The sequence below is a fragment of the Streptomyces sp. NPDC086554 genome, from assembly GCF_040686095.1.
In the GTDB taxonomy this organism is placed as follows: Bacteria; Actinomycetota; Actinomycetes; order Streptomycetales; family Streptomycetaceae; genus Streptomyces.
Genome location: NZ_JBFBJK010000008.1, coordinates 189,138 through 205,224, shown reverse-complemented (window position 1 = coordinate 205,224; position 16,087 = coordinate 189,138). Strand labels below are relative to the sequence as shown.

Here is a 16,087-nt window from a genome sequence, read left to right as displayed (position 1 = left end):
GGCCGCCCCCCGCCCCCCCCCGACCCCCCACACCCACACCGCCCCCTCCCCGCCGGCGCCCGAGCTCCCCGCACACCCCCCCCCCCCCGGCGCCGCCGCCCGCAGTATCGGGTCATGCTGTGGTCCGACCCGGAGAACAACCCGCCCAAGGACATGCGGGACATGCAGGCGAAGATGCGCCGTGCGGGGCTCGTCCTCGCCCTGGCAATGGTCGTCGCCATGTTCGTCCTGGGCATGCACTGAGCCTGGGCATGCACTGAGGTCGTGCCTCGCTAACCTGACGGCATGAGTGATCAGCCCCGAGGGCCCCGCCGTCTCGTCCTCGCCTCCAAGTCCCCCGCCCGGCTCGGCCTCCTTCGCCAGGCCGGCCTTTCCCCCGAGGTGGTCGTCAGCGGGGTCGACGAGAACGCCGTCTCCGCACCGACCCCCGCCGAGCTCGCCCTGGCCCTTGCCGAGGCCAAGGCCTCGGTCGTCTCCGCGCGCCCGGACGTGAAGGGCGCCATCGTCATCGGCTGCGACTCGGTCCTCGAACTGGACGGAGAGGCGCTGGGCAAGCCCGCGGACGCCGAGGAGGCCACCGCGCGCTGGAAGTCCATGCGCGGCCGCGCAGGCGTCCTGCAGACCGGCCACAGCGTGTACGACACGGTCTCGGGCCGCCATGTGTCGGCGGTCGCGTCGACCGTGGTCCGCTTCGGCGATCCGTCGGACGCGGAGATCGCCGCGTACGTGGCGAGCGGCGAACCGCTGCATGTGGCGGGCGCGTTCACGCTGGACGGCCGCTCGGCGCCGTTCATCGACGGCATCGACGGCGACCACGGCAACGTGATCGGCCTCTCGATGCCCCTGCTGCGCCGTCTGCTCGCCGAACTGGGCGTCGGCATCACGGAGTTGTGGGACGCCTAGGAGACGCCCAGGAAAGGCCCTCAGGCGGGCTGCGGGGCGCCGTTCTCGGGCGTCCCGTTGCTCGCCGCCCCCTTGCCTTCCTGCGGCGCGTCGGCCTCGTCCTGTGCCTTCCTGTCGTACGCCACCAGCGTCAGGACGATCAAGCCGAGCACGACCATCATGAAGACGAAAGCGACCCAGCCCACCAGGCCGACGGAGAACGCCCCGAGCATTCCGTGCACGACGGCGGCGCTGATCAGGAGCAGCCGTCCGAAGCGGCCCGGCGCGCGGTCGCCGATCGCGGACCGCAGCAGGATGACGCCGCAGAGCGCGAGGTAGAGGCCGAAGAGGCCGCCCGCGATCCAGGTCGACACGGTCATCGCCCGCGGGTCGAGGCCCGCGAGGGACATGTCCTGCTTGTCCACGACGAGCCCGAGGAACCAGTTGAGGAGTGCGATCCCGACCGCCTCCGCAAAGAGCACGATCGCGCCCACCCAGGCCACCGGTCTACGCGCCACGGCGCCCCACCCTCTTCCGCTTCGGCTTGCTGTTACCCCAAGTACGTTCGAGACATCGTGAACGCTACTAACGGGTAAACCCGGGGACAAGGGCTCTGCCGAAGGCAAAGAATCGTTGGGCCATTCGTAGGGACTCCACAAAGAATGCCCCTCCGCCGCAGGGCGCCCTCACAGAGACCTAGACCACATCCGAGGGCTACGCTGCCGGGGAGGGACCCTGCGTACCGTGGTACGACAAGGGATTTCGCGGGCCTAGCCAACCTCGAGTGACACTCCGTGTGGGCAAGCTCACCATTGTGGACGGGTCGTAAGCCCGTGTCGGCAGTCCCTAAACTCGGCTTGTTTCAAGGAGGGAGCCATCGTGCGCAAGGTGCTCATCGCCAACCGTGGCGAAATCGCTGTCCGCGTTGCTCGGGCATGCCGGGATGCAGGGATCGCGAGCGTAGCCGTCTACGCAGATCCTGACCGGGACGCTCTGCATGTCCGGGCGGCTGACGAGGCGTTCGCCCTTGGCGGTGACACTCCGGCCACCAGCTACCTGGACATTTCCAAGGTGCTGGCCGCGGCCAAGGACGCGGGGGCGGACGCGGTCCACCCCGGCTATGGCTTCCTTTCGGAGAACGCCGACTTCGCGCAGGCCGTACTCGACGCGGGCCTGATCTGGATCGGTCCGCCGCCGCAGGCCATCCGTGACCTGGGTGACAAGGTCGCCGCCCGGCACATCGCGCAGCGCGCGGGTGCCCCGCTGGTGGCCGGTACGCCCGACCCGGTGTCCGGCGCCGACGAGGTCGTCGCGTTCGCCGAGGAGCATGGCCTGCCCATCGCGATCAAGGCCGCCTTCGGCGGCGGCGGGCGCGGCCTGAAGGTCGCCCGCACGCTTGAGGAAGTCCCCGAGCTGTACGACTCCGCGGTGCGCGAGGCCGTGGCCGCCTTCGGCCGCGGCGAGTGCTTCGTGGAGCGCTACCTGGACAAGCCGCGGCACGTGGAGACCCAGTGCCTGGCCGACAAGCACGGCAACGTGGTCGTCGTGTCCACCCGTGACTGCTCACTGCAGCGCCGCCACCAGAAGCTCGTGGAGGAGGCGCCCGCGCCGTTCCTGAGCGAGGCGCAGAACGCCGAGCTGTACGCGGCGTCGAAGGCGATCCTCAAGGAAGCCGGGTACGAGGGCGCAGGCACCGTCGAGTTCCTCGTCGGCGTCGACGGCACGATCTCCTTCCTGGAGGTCAACACCCGTCTCCAGGTGGAGCACCCGGTCACCGAAGAGGTCACCGGCATCGACCTGGTCCGCGAGATGTTCCGCATCGCCGACGGCGAGGAACTGGGCTACGGCGACCCGCAACTGCGCGGCCACTCCTTCGAGTTCCGCATCAACGGCGAGGACCCGGGCCGGGGCTTCCTGCCGGCGCCGGGCACGGTGACCGTCTTCGCCCCGCCGTCGGGTCCGGGCGTGCGCCTGGACGCGGGCGTGGAATCCGGCTCGGTGATCGGCCCGGCATGGGACTCGCTCCTCGCCAAGCTGATCGTCACCGGCGCCACGCGTCAGCAGGCCCTGCAGCGGGCCGCCCGCGCCCTCGCGGAGTTCAACGTGGAGGGCATGGCCACGGCCATCCCGTTCCACCGCGCGGTGGTCACGGACCCGGCATTCGCCCCCGAACTCACCGGCTCCACCGACCCGTTCACGGTCCACACCCGCTGGATCGAGACCGAGTTCGTCAACGAGATCCCGGCGTTCGCGGCCCCCGCGGACACCGAGACGGACGAGGAGCCGGGCCGCGAAACGGTCGTCGTCGAGGTCGGCGGCAAGCGCCTCGAAGTCTCCCTGCCGTCCTCCCTGGGCATGACCATCGCCCGCACCGCGGCGGCGGGCGGCGCCCGCCCCAAGCGGCGCGCGGCGAAGAAGTCGGGCCCCGCGGCGTCCGGCGACACCCTCGCCTCTCCGATGCAGGGCACGATCGTCAAGATCGCCGTCGAGGAGGGCCAGGAGGTCAAGGAGGGCGACCTCGTCGTGGTCCTGGAGGCCATGAAGATGGAGCAGCCCCTCAACGCCCACCGCTCGGGCACGATCAAGGGCCTCACCGCAGAGGTGGGCGCGAGCCTTACTTCCGGTGCGGTTATCTGCGAGATCAAGGACTGATCCCGTAGCGCAATGGCTCACACGCTGGCCGGGCTGGATCATCCAGCCCGGCCAGCAAGTATTTAGCCTGTCCGGCGATTGAGGACGAACTCGGCGGAGCCGGTGACAGACGGTACGCACGCTTCAGGTCAGGCAGACTGAAGGCACGCGTACGTTCAGGGAGGCCCCGCATGGCACAGCAGGAGCCGCAAAAGCGCCCCCGCTCGCAAAGAGCGGATGCGCGCCGCAACTACGACCGGCTCCTCGCAGAGGCCCGCACGGCCTTCGCCGAGTACGGCACAAGCGCCTCGCTCGAAGACATCGCCCGCCACGCGAACGTAGGCATCGGCACCCTCTACCGCCACTTCCCCAACCGGCACGCCCTGATGAGCGCCGTCTTCGAGGAGGCGGTGAGCGACCTGCTCGCCCACTCGCGCGCGCTGCTCGACGATCCGCAGCCCTGCGCCGCCCTGGTGACATGGCTGCGCGCCATCATCACTCATGCGAGTGAGTACCGCGGGCTCTCCCGCGCCCTCATGTCGGCGTCGCACGACGACAGTTCGGCGCTCGCGCGATGCAGCAGGCCGATGCGCGAGGCGGGCGCGGCCCTGCTGATCCGGGCGCAGCAGGCCGGTGCCGTACGCCCCGGTGTGTCGATCGGGGATCTGATGCAGCTGACCAACGCGATCGCGCTGGCCGCCGAAGAGACCCCGGAAGAGCCGGAGTTGGCCGACCGCCTGCTCATGCTGACGCTGCGCGGCCTGAAGCCCGACGGGTCGGCGACGCCCGCCGGGACCGAGACCGCCCCACCGGCAGCCCCGGCCAGGGACTCAGCGGCGGCGTAGGTCCGCGACCCGCGCGGCCCGCTCCCCGGGCGGCTGCTCCCCGAGGACCGCACTGCGCAACTGCGGCCCCGCGCCGCTTCCATGACCACCATGCGTACGACGCTGTCCCGGCAGGGGCACGTCCCGGCGCGGCTGTCGCGCCGGGGCGGGATCCACCCCGTTGCCGGAGTTGGGTCCTGCGGTCCCGCCCGCCACGGCGATCTGCACACCCTGGTCGGCCAGGGCCTGCAACTCGGTGGCCGCGCGGTCGTCATGGGTGGGCGGTTCGTCGGTGACCAGGCGGGTGATGACGTCCGTCGGCACCGTCTGGAACATCGTGTCGGTGCCGAGCTTGGTGTGGTCGGCGAGGACCACGACCTCGGCCGCCGCCTGGACGAGCGCGCGGTCCACGCTCGCCGACAGCATGTTGGACGTGGAGAGGCCGCGTTCGGCGGTCAGACCACTGCCCGAGAGGAAGGCACGGGACACCCGCAGTCCCTGCAGGGACTGTTCGGCCCCGCTGCCCACCAGGGCGTAGTTGGACCCGCGCAGGGTGCCGCCCGTCATGACGACTTCCACCCTGTTGGCATGCGCCAACGCCTGTGCCACCAGAAGGGAGTTGGTGACGACGGTCAGGCCGGGCACCCGCGCGAGCCGGCGGGCCAGCTCCTGCGTGGTCGTACCCGCCCCGACGACGATGGCTTCGCCCTCTTCGACGAGACCCGCCGCGAGATCGGCGATGGCCGTCTTCTCGGCGGTCGCGAGATGTGATTTCTGCGGAAAGCCGGACTCCCGCGTGAATCCGCCCGGCAATACCGCACCGCCATGTCGGCGGTCGAGGAGTCCTTCTGCCTCCAGCGCGCGCACGTCCCGCCGTACGGTCACTTCGGAGGTCTGGACGACGCGGGCGAGCTCGCGGAGCGATACCGCTCCGTTGGCCCGCACCATTTCGAGGATCAATTGGCGACGTTCTGCAGCGAACACGAAACTGACAGTAACCCCAACGACCGTCTGCTTTCAGCAGTTTGCGCCGAATTACAGAAGTTGTTCGCACGGCAACACCGGAAGTGGTATACGCGCCTACCCACCCCGCCTATGCCCCGCGAATGCTCCGCAACAGTGCGTGACCTGCGGAGAGTTGATACCCCGGCGAGCGCCGCCTCATCCACGACGCACTCCTCCGGGGCCTCGCTCAGGCCTCGCCGGCCGTCTTTCGCGTGTGAAGTTGACGCGCGACCTCGGCGATCGACCCCGAAAGAGATGGGTACACGGTGAAAGCGTTCGCGATCTGTTCAACCGTCAGATTGTTGTCGACCGCGATCGAGATGGGGTGGATCAGTTCCGAAGCGCGCGGCGCGACGACCACTCCGCCGACCACGATCCCCGTACCCGGACGGCAGAAGATCTTGACGAAGCCGTCGCGGATGCCCTGCATCTTCGCGCGCGGGTTGCGAAGGAGCGGCAGCTTCACGACGCGGGCGTCGATCTTGCCGGCGTCGACGTCGGCCTGGCTGTAGCCGACGGTCGCAATCTCGGGGTCGGTGAAGACGTTCGACGAGACGGTCTTCAGGTTCAGCGGCGTCACCGCGTCGCCCAGGAAGTGGTACATCGCGATGCGGCCCTGCATGGCGGCGACGGAGGCAAGCGCGAAGATCCCGGTCACGTCACCGGCGGCGTACACACCGGGAGCGGACGTCCTGGACACCTTGTCGGTCCAGATGTGCCCGGAGTCCTTGAGCTTGACCCCGGCCTCCTCCAGGCCCATCCCGCTGCTGTTGGGGATGGCACCGACGGCCATCAGACAGTGCGTACCGGAGATGACACGGCCGTCGGCCAGCGTCACCTCGACGCGGTCGCCCACCCGCTTGGCGGAAGCGGCGCGGGAGCGCGACATGACGTTCATGCCGCGGCGGCGGAAGACGTCCTCGAGGACCGCGGCGGCGTCCGGGTCCTCTCCGGGCAGCACGCGGTCACGGCTCGATACGAGGGTGACATTCGACCCGAGTGCCTGGTAGGCACCGGCGAACTCGGCGCCCGTGACACCGGAACCGACCACGATGAGCTCCTCAGGGAGCTCGTCCAGGTCGTACACCTGGGTCCAGTTCAGGATCCGCTCGCCGTCGGGCAGGGCATCGGGGACCTCGCGCGGGTGACCGCCGGTGGCGATGAGCACGGCGTCGGCGACGAGGGTCTCCTCGCTCCCGTCCGCCGCCCGCACCACGACCTTGCGCGAACCGTCGATGTCCTGCTGGCCCTCGAGCCGGCCACGGCCGCGCAGCACGCGCGCGCCCGCACGCGTGACGGAGGCGGTGATGTCGTGCGACTGGGCGAGCGCGAGGCGCTTCACACGGCGGTTGACCTTGCCCAGGTCGACGCCCACCACGCGCGCGGGGGTGTCGATGTGCGGGGTGTCGTCCGCGACGATGATGCCGAGCTCTTCGTACGACGAATCGAAGGTGGTCATCACCTCGGCCGTCGCGATCAGAGTCTTCGACGGAACGCAGTCGGTGAGCACCGACGCCCCGCCCAGACCGTCGCAGTCGACGACGGTCACCTCCGCGCCGAGCTGGGCCGCCACGAGGGCCGCCTCATATCCGCCGGGTCCGCCACCAATGATCACGATCCGAGTCACGTACTCCATTGTCCCGCACGCTTCAAGGTGCTTCGCCCCGGGGCCCTCCGGAGCACTTCTGTTACGGGAGGGACACACCTCGTCGCTGCCGTACCCTCGACCACATGTCGCTCTACGCCGCGTACGCCGGCAATCTGGATCCGCGGCTCATGTCACGCCGCGCCCCGCACTCGCCGCTGCGCCAGACCGGCTGGCTGAACGGCTGGCGGCTGACCTTCGGCGGGGAGCAGATGGGCTGGGAGGGCGCCCTGGCCACGATCGTGGAGGCCCCCCGCTCCCAGGTCTTCGTCGCCCTCTACGACATCGCGCCCATGGACGAGGACTCCATGGACCGGTGGGAGGGCGTGGGCCTGGACGTCTACCGCCGCATGCGGGTCCGTGTGCACACCCTGGACGGCGAGGAACCGGCGTGGGTGTACGTCCTCAACGGGTACGAGGGCGGCCTGCCGTCCGCGCGGTACCTGGGCGAGCTGGCCGACGCGGCGGAGTCCGCGGGGGCGCCGCACGACTACGTGATGGAACTCCGCAAACGCCCCTGTTAGCGGCCTCCCGGGACGCTCACCCTCCCCTCTTGTCGGAAACGACAAGGCAACGATCCGAATCCCGTGAGCATCGTCATCTACGCGCGTAGGCTCCGAGCGGCTACTCTCGTCGGCGTGAACGCTTCAGTTATTCCGGACGACATCCAGGGCGACCCCTACGCCGCCGCCGACGCCGCCGCCGCGCGCCTGCGTGAGCTGACGGGCGCCGAGACCCACGACGTAGCCCTTGTGATGGGCTCCGGCTGGGCACCGGCCGTGGACGCGCTCGGCGCGCCCGAGGCCGAGTTCCCGGTCACGGAACTGCCCGGCTTCCCGCCGCCGGCGGTTGCGGGACACGGCGGCCGCATCCGCTCCTTCAAGGTCGGTGACAAGCGCGCCCTGGTCTTCCTGGGCCGCACCCACTACTACGAGGGCCGTGGCGTCGCCGCCGTCGCGCACGGTGTGCGTACGGCCGTGGCCGCGGGCTGCAAGACGATCGTGCTGACCAACGGCTGCGGTGGCCTGCGCGAGGGCATGCGCCCCGGCCAGCCGGTCCTGATCAGCGACCACCTCAACCTGACGGCCACGTCGCCGATCGTCGGCGCGAACTTCGTGGACCTGACGGACCTGTACTCGCCGCGGCTGCGGGCGCTCTGCAAGGAGATCGACCCCTCCCTCGAAGAGGGCGTGTACGCGCAGTTCCCCGGCCCGCACTACGAGACGCCTGCGGAGATCCGCATGGCCCGCACGATCGGCGCGGACCTGGTGGGCATGTCCACCGTCCTCGAGGCGATCGCCGCGCGCGAGGCGGGTGCGGAGGTCCTCGGCATCTCCCTGGTGACGAACCTCGCCGCCGGCATGACGGGCGAGCCCCTGAACCACGAGGAGGTCCTCCAGGCGGGCCGCGACAGCGCCACCCGCATGGGCGAGCTGCTTGGTCAGGTCCTGGGCCGGATTTAACTGACGGGGGCGCCTTGCCTGACGGGGGCGCCTTTGCCGGTGGGGGATCTGTGCCGGACGGGTGCGCTGGTGGCCGCCGCACGGGCTTTCCCGCCCACCCGCCCGATCACCCCGCAGCGCCCCCTGGACGCACGAACCTTCCCGCCCACCCACCCGATTACCCCGGGTGAACGGGTGGGTGGGCGGGGGATGTCCGCCGCGAAGCGGTGGGACAGGAACGCGCCCGCACGGGCACCCGTTCATCCGCCGCCCGGAAGCCGCTTCCGGGCAATCGGGCGGGCGGGGGCACCCGCCGCGCAGCGGCGGGCCGGACCCCGGGTAGGGATACCCGGACCCGCCGCACAACTCCGCACACGAGAGGCTGAAGAAACGTGCCGGACGACTCTGAACTCATCGCGCGAGCCCAGGCCTGGCTGGCCGAGGACCCGGACCCCGACACCCGCGACGAGCTCGCCAAGCTCATCGAAGCCGGGGACACCGAAGAGCTGGCCGCCCGCTTCAGCGGCACTCTCCAGTTCGGCACGGCAGGCCTCCGCGGCGAGCTCGGCGCGGGCCCCATGCGGATGAACCGCTCCGTGGTCATCCGCGCGGCAGCGGGACTCGCCGCGTATCTCAAGTCCAAGAATCAAACCGACGGTCTAGTAGTCATCGGCTACGACGCCCGCTACAAGTCCGCGGACTTCGCGCGCGACACCGCGGCCGTGATGACGGGCGCCGGCCTCAAGGCGGCCGTCCTGCCGCGCCCCCTGCCCACCCCCGTGCTCGCCTTCGCCATAAGGCACCTCGGTGCGGTCGCCGGTGTGGAGGTCACGGCCAGCCACAACCCGCCGCGCGACAACGGCTACAAGGTCTACCTCGGCGACGGCTCCCAGATCGTCCCGCCCGCGGACGCGGAGATCGCGGCGGAGATCGACGCGATCGCGAGCCTGCACGACGTGCCCCGGCCCGACACCGGCTGGGAGACCCTCGCGGACGACGTCCTGAACGCCTATCTGGCGCGTACGGACGCGGTCCTGGCCCCCGGCTCCCCCCGCACCGCCCGCACCGTCTACACGGCGATGCACGGCGTCGGCAAGGACACGCTCCTCGCGGCGTTCGCCCGGGCCGGCTTCCCCGCCCCGGTCCTCGTCGCCGAGCAGGCCGAGCCGGACCCGGACTTCCCGACGGTCGCGTTCCCGAACCCGGAGGAGCCGGGCGCGATGGACCTCGCCTTCGCGAAGGCCCGCGAGACGGACCCGGACCTGATCATCGCCAACGACCCGGACGCCGACCGCTGCGCGGCCGCCGTCAAGGAGGGCCCCAACAGCGCTGACTGGCGCATGCTCCGGGGCGACGAGGTGGGCGCTCTCCTGGCGGCCCATCTCGTACGACGGGGCGCCCGCGGCACCTTCGCCGAGTCGATCGTGTCGTCCTCGCTCCTGGGCCGTATCGCCGAGAAGGCGGGTCTTCCTTACGAAGAGACCCTCACCGGCTTCAAGTGGATCGCCCGCGTGGAGGACCTGCGGTACGGCTACGAGGAGGCGCTCGGCTACTGCGTGGACCCCGATGGCGTACGCGACAAGGACGGCATCACGGCGGCGCTGCTCCTCACCGAGCTCGCGTCGGAACTCAAGGAGGCGGGCCGCACCCTGCTCGACCTCCTCGACGACCTGGCCGTGGAGCACGGACTGCACGCCACGGACCAGCTCTCGGTGCGCGTGGAGGACCTCTCCCTGATCGCGAACGCGATGCGGCGGCTGCGCGAACAGCCGCCGACGGCGCTCGCGGGCCTGCCCGTGACGAAGGCGGAGGACCTGACGCAGGGCACGGACAGGCTGCCGCCCACGGACGGCCTGCGCTACACGCTGGACGGCGCGCGCGTCATCGTCCGGCCCAGCGGCACCGAGCCGAAGCTCAAGTGCTACCTGGAGGTGGTCGTTCCGGTGACGGACACGTCCGCCCTGCCGGGTGCCCGCGCCAAGGCGGCGGAGCTCCTCGCCGCGATCAAGCGCGACCTCTCGGCGGCCGCGGGCATCTGAACCACCCCGGGCCACCCGTCCGAGTGGTTCCCGTACGGCAGCTGACGCAGTGATCCGGTGCGCTGCCGGTCCCCCAGGAAGGGTCGACCGGTAGCGCACGATCACGTTCCCGGAGCTGCCGCAGTGCCGTACGGACCGACCCCCGAGACCCCGACCCCATCGGCGTCCACCGCCCCGTCACGGGTCCCGGCGTCCCGGAGCCCCCGCACCGCCGCACACCCCTCGCCCCGCTTTCCCGCACGGGCGGCCCGCGCCCTGCGCCACGCCTCCCCGGCGCTCCTCGCCTACGCGGCCGTACGCGTCATCGGTGCCCTCGTCTTCGCCCTCTGGGCCCGCAGGGAACACCGCGGGGTCTGGCACCTCCTCGCGGAGTCCTGGGACTGCGACTGGTATCTGAAGATCGCCGGCAACGGGTACGCGCACACCCTGGGCACCCAGTTCGACGCGAACAACCTGGCGTTCTTCCCGCTCTACCCGCTGCTCGTCAGGGCGGGCGAGGCCGTCGCACCCGAGCCGCGCGGCGCGGTCGGACTCGCGATCTCCGTAGGGTGCTCGTTCCTCGCCGCGTGGGGGATCTTCGCGGTCGGCGACCGCCTCTACGGACGCAGGGCCGGCATCGTCCTCGCCACCCTCTGGGGCTCGCTCCCCGTCGCTCTCGTGCAGTGGATGGGCTACACGGAGTCCCTCTTCACGGCGCTCACCGCGTGGGCGCTGTACGCCGTGCTCACCGGCCGCTGGGTGTGGGCGGGCACCCTGGCCGCGCTCGCGGGGCTCACACGCCCGACCGGTGTGGCCCTCGCCGCGGCCGTCTCCCTGACGGCGCTGCTCACCCTGCGCCGCAGGACAGCAGGACACTTCCCCCTGCGCGCCCTCCTGGGGGCCCTCCTGGCGCCGCTCGGCTGGCTCGCGTACGTCGCCTGGGTGGGGCTCAGGCTGGGCCGCTGGGACGGCTATTTCGCCGTACAGAAGCTGTGGCACAACGAGTGGGACGGCGGCGTCGGGACGCTGCGCACGATGTACGACCTTCTCTCCGTCACACGGCCTCAACTGTTCCTGACGATGGTGACGGCGACACTGCTCGCGGCGGCGGCGCTGTTCGTCCTGTCGGTGGGCGACCGGCAGCCCCTGCCGCTCCTCGTCTTCAGCGGACTGCTGCTCGCGATCGTGCTCGGCAGCAAGGGCGTCTACTTCCCGCGGGCCCGCTTCCTGATGCCCGGCTTCCCGCTGCTGCTGCCGGTGGCGGTGGCGTTGGCGCGTGCACGCACGCATGTCGCCGTGACGGTGCTGGTGTCGGCGGCAGTGACATCGGCGGCATTCGGCGGCCACATGCTCCTTGCGTGGCTGGGGCCGCCGTGAGCGGTGCTGGGGTGTGGCAGCGCCCCGAAGGGGCGCGGGGCTGTGACATGTGCGGCTCCGCCGCGTGGGCGCGACCTTCCCGCGGAGCGCTCAGCGGCGCCTATCCGACGATCAGCAGCACGGCAAGCAGCACCGCGCCCGCAACCACCGGCGCGAGGATCTCGTAGCTCCAGCGCACCAACGGCTCCCCCTGCGCCGACTCGGCGGAGGCGCGGCGCTCGGAGATCTCGCGCAGGTCATCCATGATCTGGTCGCCGGGTGCGCGCAAGGGGTCCGCGTGGCCGGGACGGCGGGTGGGCCCGGAGCCGACGCTCGGGTCTCCGGCCGCCGCACCCTGCGACTGCCTGCGGGCGGCCTTCTTGCGGCCGCGCAGAGAGACCGGGATGGCCCAGAGCTGGTACTTGGTGCCCGACTGGGTGAAGACCTCGTTCGAGTAACCGGAGCGGAGGCCCGAGACGGACGCCCACGGCAGCGTGATCGTCCGGAAGGGGTTCCTGACGCGCAGCCGGTCCTCGTTGGCGTACACGGCGGGGCGCACGGTGAAGGCGACGACGACCGGCACCGCGAAGATCAGCCCGGCGAGCGCGAGCCACGGGGTGCGGCCCTCCCCCTGGATCACGGCGTCGATGCCGAGCCAGCCGCCGATGGCGAGCAGCAGGACGCCGCCGGCGATACCGCCGGACGACCGAAACGTCCGGTCCTTGTACTCGGGCTCCGCCGTGGGGTGCTGGGGCTCACTCATGGGTCGATTCTGCCCGAGCACTTCGATGCGGGGTAAACGGGTGGGCGGGCGGGAAAGATCCGCCGCGAAGCGGCGGCCTTGAGGGGGGCAACACCCCTCCCCGCCACAGGGCAAGCAACCCGCCCCCTGTACAGCCGCTACGCGCGTAGATATGCTCCCCTCGTGACCATGCCCACTGCTCCCGCAACTGCACACGCACTCGCCGACGCCACCGCGTCGGCCGGCACGCTGCGCCGCTTCCTCCACGGGCTGCCCGGCGTCGACACGGTCGGCCTGGAGGCGCGCGCCGCGGCGCTCGGCACCCGTTCGATCAAGACCACGGCGAAGGCGTACGCCATCGACCTGGCCATCTCGATGATCGACCTGACGACCTTGGAGGGCGCCGACACCCCGGGCAAGGTCCGGGCGCTCGGCGCGAAGGCGGTCAACCCGGATCCGACCGACCGCGGCACCCCGAGGACCGCCGCGGTCTGCGTCTATCCGGACATGGTGGCCACCGCCAGGGAAGCCGTCGCGGGCAGCGGCGTGAAGGTCGCCTCCGTGGCCACCGCCTTCCCCGCGGGCCGCGCCGCCATCGACGTGAAGCTCGGTGACGTGCGCGAGGCGGTCGCGGCCGGCGCCGACGAGATCGACATGGTCATCGACCGCGGCGCCTTCCTCGCCGGCGACTACATGACGGTGTTCGAGCAGATCCGCGCCGTGAAGGAAGCCTGCGGCGAGGCCCGGCTCAAGGTCATCTTCGAGACCGGTGAGCTCTCGACGTACGACAACATCCGTCGCGCCTCCTGGATCGGCATGCTCGCGGGCGCCGACTTCATCAAGACATCGACCGGCAAGGTCGGCGTCAACGCCACCCCCGCCAACACCCTCCTGATGCTGGAAGCCGTACGCGACTTCCGCGCGCAGACCGGGGTACAGATCGGAGTGAAGCCCGCCGGCGGCATCCGTACCACCAAGGACGCGATCAAGTTCCTCGTCCTGGTGAACGAGACCGCGGGCGCGGACTGGCTGGACAACCACTGGTTCCGCTTCGGCGCCTCATCGCTCCTCAACGACCTGCTGATGCAGCGCCAGAAGCTGGCCACGGGCCGCTACTCCGGCCCCGACTACGTGACGGTGGACTGACCCATGACTTCCACAGCTTTTGAGTACGCCCCCGCACCGGAGTCCCGCTCCGTCGTCGACATCGCGCCGTCGTACGGCCTGTTCATCGACGGCGAGTTCGTCGAGGCCGCCGACGGCAAGGTCTTCAAGACCGTCTCGCCGTCCACCGAAGAGGTCCTCTCCGAAGTCGCGCAGGCCTCCTCCGAAGACGTCGACCGCGCGGTGAAGGCCGCCCGCAAGGCCTTCGAGAAGTGGTCGGCGCTGCCGGGCGCCGAGCGCGCCAAGTACCTCTTCCGCATCGCCCGGATCATCCAGGAGCGCAGCCGCGAGCTGGCCGTCCTGGAGACCCTCGACAACGGAAAGCCCATCAAGGAGACCCGCGACGCGGACCTCCCGCTGGTCGCCGCGCACTTCTTCTACTACGCGGGCTGGGCCGACAAGCTCGACCACGCGGGCTACGGCGCGAACCCGCAGCCGCTCGGTGTCGCGGGCCAGGTCATCCCCTGGAACTTCCCGCTCCTGATGCTGGCCTGGAAGATCGCCCCGGCGCTCGCGACGGGCAACACGGTCGTCCTGAAGCCCGCCGAGACCACTCCCCTGAGTGCCCTGTTCTTCGCGGACATCTGCCGCCAGGCGGGCCTGCCCAAGGGCGTTGTCAACATCCTTCCGGGATACGGCGACGCGGGCGCGGCCCTGACCGCCCACCCCGACGTCGACAAGGTCGCCTTCACCGGCTCGACCGCCGTCGGCAAGGCCATCGCACGCCAGGTCGCGGGCACGGACAAGAAGGTCACGCTCGAACTGGGCGGCAAGGGCGCGAACATCGTCTTCGACGACGCCCCCATCGACCAGGCCGTCGAGGGCATCGTCACCGGCATCTTCTTCAACCAGGGCCAGGTCTGCTGCGCGGGCTCGCGCCTCCTCGTGCAGGAGTCGGTCCAGGACGAGGTGCTCGACGCGCTCAAGCGGCGCCTGACGACGCTCCGTCTCGGCGACCCGCTCGACAAGAACACCGACATCGGCGCGATCAACTCCGCGGAGCAGCTCGCCCGGATCAAGGCCCTGACCGAGACCGGCGAGGCGGAGGGCGCCGAGCGCTGGTCCGCCCCGTGCGAACTGCCCTCCTCCGGCTACTGGTTCGCGCCGACGCTCTTCACGAACGTCACGCAGGCGCACACCGTCGCCCGCGACGAGATCTTCGGCCCGGTGCTCTCGGTGCTCACCTTCCGTACGCCGGAAGAGGCCGTCGCCAAGGCCAACAACACCCAGTACGGCCTCTCCGCCGGCATCTGGACGGAGAAGGGCTCCCGCATCCTCGCGGTCGCCGAGCGCCTGCGCGCGGGCGTCATCTGGGCCAACACGTTCAACAAGTTCGACCCGACCTCGCCGTTCGGCGGCTACAAGGAATCGGGTTACGGCCGCGAGGGCGGCCGCCACGGCCTGGAGGCGTACCTCAATGTCTGAGCGACTCACGGTCCTGAAGACCTACAAGCTGTACGTCGGCGGGAAGTTCCCGCGTTCCGAGAGCGGCCGGGTGTACGAGGTGACGGACTCCAAGGGCAAGTGGCTGGCCAACGCCCCGCTGTCGTCCCGCAAGGACGCCCGTGACGCGGTCGTCGCCGCGCGCAAGGCGCAGGGCGGCTGGGCCGGCAAGACGGCCTACCTGCGCGGGCAGATCCTCTACCGCGTCGCGGAGATGCTGGAGGGCCGCAAGGACCAGTTCGTCCGGGAAGTCGCCGACGCGGAGGGCCTTTCCAAGTCGAAGGCGGCCGCGGTCGTGGACGCGGCGATCGACCGCTGGGTCTGGTACGCGGGCTGGACCGACAAGATCGCCCAGCTCGTGGGCGGCGGTAACCCGGTCGCCGGGCCCTTCTTCAACCTTTCATCGCCGGAGCCGACGGGCGTGGTGACGGTCGTCGCCCCGCAGAAGTCGTCGTTCCTGGGCCTGGTCTCCGTCATCGCCCCGGTGATCGCCACCGGCAACACGGCCGTGGTGATCGCCAGCGAGGACTCCCCGCTCCCGGCGCTCTCGCTGGGCGAGGTGCTCGCCACCTCCGACCTGCCGGGCGGCGTCGTGAACATCCTGTCCGGCCGTACGGCGGAGATCACCCCGTCGCTCGCCGCGCACCAGGACGTGAACGCGATCGACCTGGCGGGCGTCGAGGACGGCGTACTGGCGAAGGAGCTCGAGGTCGCGGCCGCCGACAACCTCAAGCGCGTCGTCCGTCCACAGGCTGTGGACTGGTCGGCCGACCCCGGCACGCACCGCCTGACGGCCTTCCTGGAGACCAAGACCGTCTGGCACCCCACGGGTTCCCTTGGCGCGTCCGGCTCCTCCTACTGACTGAGCCATCTCCCCGCGGCGAAGCCCCGGCCCTCCTCCGTCCAGGAGGGCCGGGGCTTCGCCCTTTCAACAG

Annotated in this window: 15 protein-coding genes; 11 read left to right on the top strand and 4 right to left on the bottom strand. The window is 70.8% G+C overall.

The genetic code is table 11. From position 1 onward, the window contains the following. Positions 1-114 precede the first annotated feature (114 nt). Positions 115-243, top strand: coding sequence for a hypothetical protein (locus AB0O76_RS15590; protein WP_360777023.1), 129 nt, complete (start codon positions 115-117; stop codon positions 241-243). Between the two features lie 42 nt (positions 244-285). Then, complete coding sequence (locus AB0O76_RS15585) at positions 286-903, top strand: nucleoside triphosphate pyrophosphatase (RefSeq protein ID WP_365490299.1); 618 nt, start codon at positions 286-288, stop codon at positions 901-903. Between the two features lie 20 nt (positions 904-923). Here AB0O76_RS15585 and AB0O76_RS15580 read toward each other — a convergent pair whose 3' ends face one another. Continuing rightward, positions 924-1,400: a hypothetical protein gene (locus tag AB0O76_RS15580; protein WP_365490296.1), complete on the bottom strand. Its 477-nt coding sequence runs from the start codon at positions 1,398-1,400 to the stop codon at positions 924-926. Positions 1,401-1,761: 361 nt separating this feature from the next. Between AB0O76_RS15580 and AB0O76_RS15575 the strand changes: the two genes are divergently transcribed. Continuing rightward, positions 1,762-3,534, top strand: coding sequence for a biotin carboxylase N-terminal domain-containing protein (locus AB0O76_RS15575; RefSeq protein ID WP_365490293.1), 1,773 nt, complete (start codon positions 1,762-1,764; stop codon positions 3,532-3,534). Positions 3,535-3,704: 170 nt separating this feature from the next. Then, positions 3,705-4,358 (top strand): TetR/AcrR family transcriptional regulator, encoded by a 654-nt coding sequence (locus AB0O76_RS15570; RefSeq protein WP_365490291.1) that lies wholly within the window; start codon positions 3,705-3,707, stop codon positions 4,356-4,358. Here AB0O76_RS15570 and AB0O76_RS15565 read toward each other — a convergent pair. Then, positions 4,344-5,321 carry a DeoR/GlpR family DNA-binding transcription regulator gene (locus AB0O76_RS15565; RefSeq protein ID WP_365490288.1) on the bottom strand — a complete coding sequence of 326 codons (978 nt, stop codon included), beginning with the start codon at positions 5,319-5,321 and terminating at the stop codon, positions 4,344-4,346. The genes AB0O76_RS15570 and AB0O76_RS15565 overlap by 15 nt on opposite strands. Positions 5,322-5,529: 208 nt before the next feature. Further along, positions 5,530-6,978 (bottom strand): NAD(P)H-quinone dehydrogenase, encoded by a 1,449-nt coding sequence (locus tag AB0O76_RS15560; RefSeq protein ID WP_365490285.1) that lies wholly within the window; start codon positions 6,976-6,978, stop codon positions 5,530-5,532. 95 nt (positions 6,979-7,073) lie between these two features. Between AB0O76_RS15560 and AB0O76_RS15555 the strand changes: the two genes are divergently transcribed. From AB0O76_RS15555 to AB0O76_RS15540, 4 genes are all read left to right on the top strand, one after another. Further along, positions 7,074-7,511: a gamma-glutamylcyclotransferase gene (locus AB0O76_RS15555; protein WP_365490282.1), complete on the top strand. Its 438-nt coding sequence runs from the start codon at positions 7,074-7,076 to the stop codon at positions 7,509-7,511. Positions 7,512-7,625: 114 nt separating this feature from the next. Next, positions 7,626-8,450: a purine-nucleoside phosphorylase gene (locus tag AB0O76_RS15550; RefSeq protein ID WP_365490279.1), complete on the top strand. Its 825-nt coding sequence runs from the start codon at positions 7,626-7,628 to the stop codon at positions 8,448-8,450. Between the two features lie 371 nt (positions 8,451-8,821). Then, a complete protein-coding gene (locus AB0O76_RS15545; RefSeq protein ID WP_365490276.1) occupies positions 8,822-10,468 on the top strand; it encodes a phospho-sugar mutase in 1,647 nt (548 codons plus the stop codon). A 123-nt stretch (positions 10,469-10,591) separates the two neighbouring features. After that, a complete protein-coding gene (locus AB0O76_RS15540) occupies positions 10,592-11,824 on the top strand; it encodes a hypothetical protein (protein ID WP_365490273.1) in 1,233 nt (410 codons plus the stop codon). A gap of 100 nt (positions 11,825-11,924) precedes the next feature. Here AB0O76_RS15540 and AB0O76_RS15535 read toward each other — a convergent pair whose 3' ends face one another. Next, positions 11,925-12,566, bottom strand: a complete 642-nt coding sequence (locus AB0O76_RS15535) for a PH domain-containing protein (protein WP_365490270.1) — start codon at positions 12,564-12,566, stop codon at positions 11,925-11,927. A 168-nt stretch (positions 12,567-12,734) separates the two neighbouring features. Here AB0O76_RS15535 and deoC point away from each other — a divergent pair, with 168 nt between their 5' ends. Genes deoC through AB0O76_RS15520 form a run of 3 tightly spaced genes read left to right on the top strand, consistent with a single transcriptional unit; the run spans position 12,735 to position 16,014 of the window. Continuing rightward, positions 12,735-13,691 carry a deoxyribose-phosphate aldolase gene (gene deoC / locus AB0O76_RS15530; protein WP_365490677.1) on the top strand — a complete coding sequence of 319 codons (957 nt, stop codon included), beginning with the start codon at positions 12,735-12,737 and terminating at the stop codon, positions 13,689-13,691. 3 nt (positions 13,692-13,694) lie between these two features. Next, positions 13,695-15,134 carry an aldehyde dehydrogenase family protein gene (locus tag AB0O76_RS15525; RefSeq protein WP_365490267.1) on the top strand — a complete coding sequence of 480 codons (1,440 nt, stop codon included), beginning with the start codon at positions 13,695-13,697 and terminating at the stop codon, positions 15,132-15,134. Beyond that, a complete protein-coding gene (locus tag AB0O76_RS15520) occupies positions 15,127-16,014 on the top strand; it encodes an aldehyde dehydrogenase family protein (protein WP_365490264.1) in 888 nt (295 codons plus the stop codon). Before AB0O76_RS15525 ends, AB0O76_RS15520 begins: the two co-directional genes overlap by 8 nt. Positions 16,015-16,087: the final 73 nt, after the last annotated feature.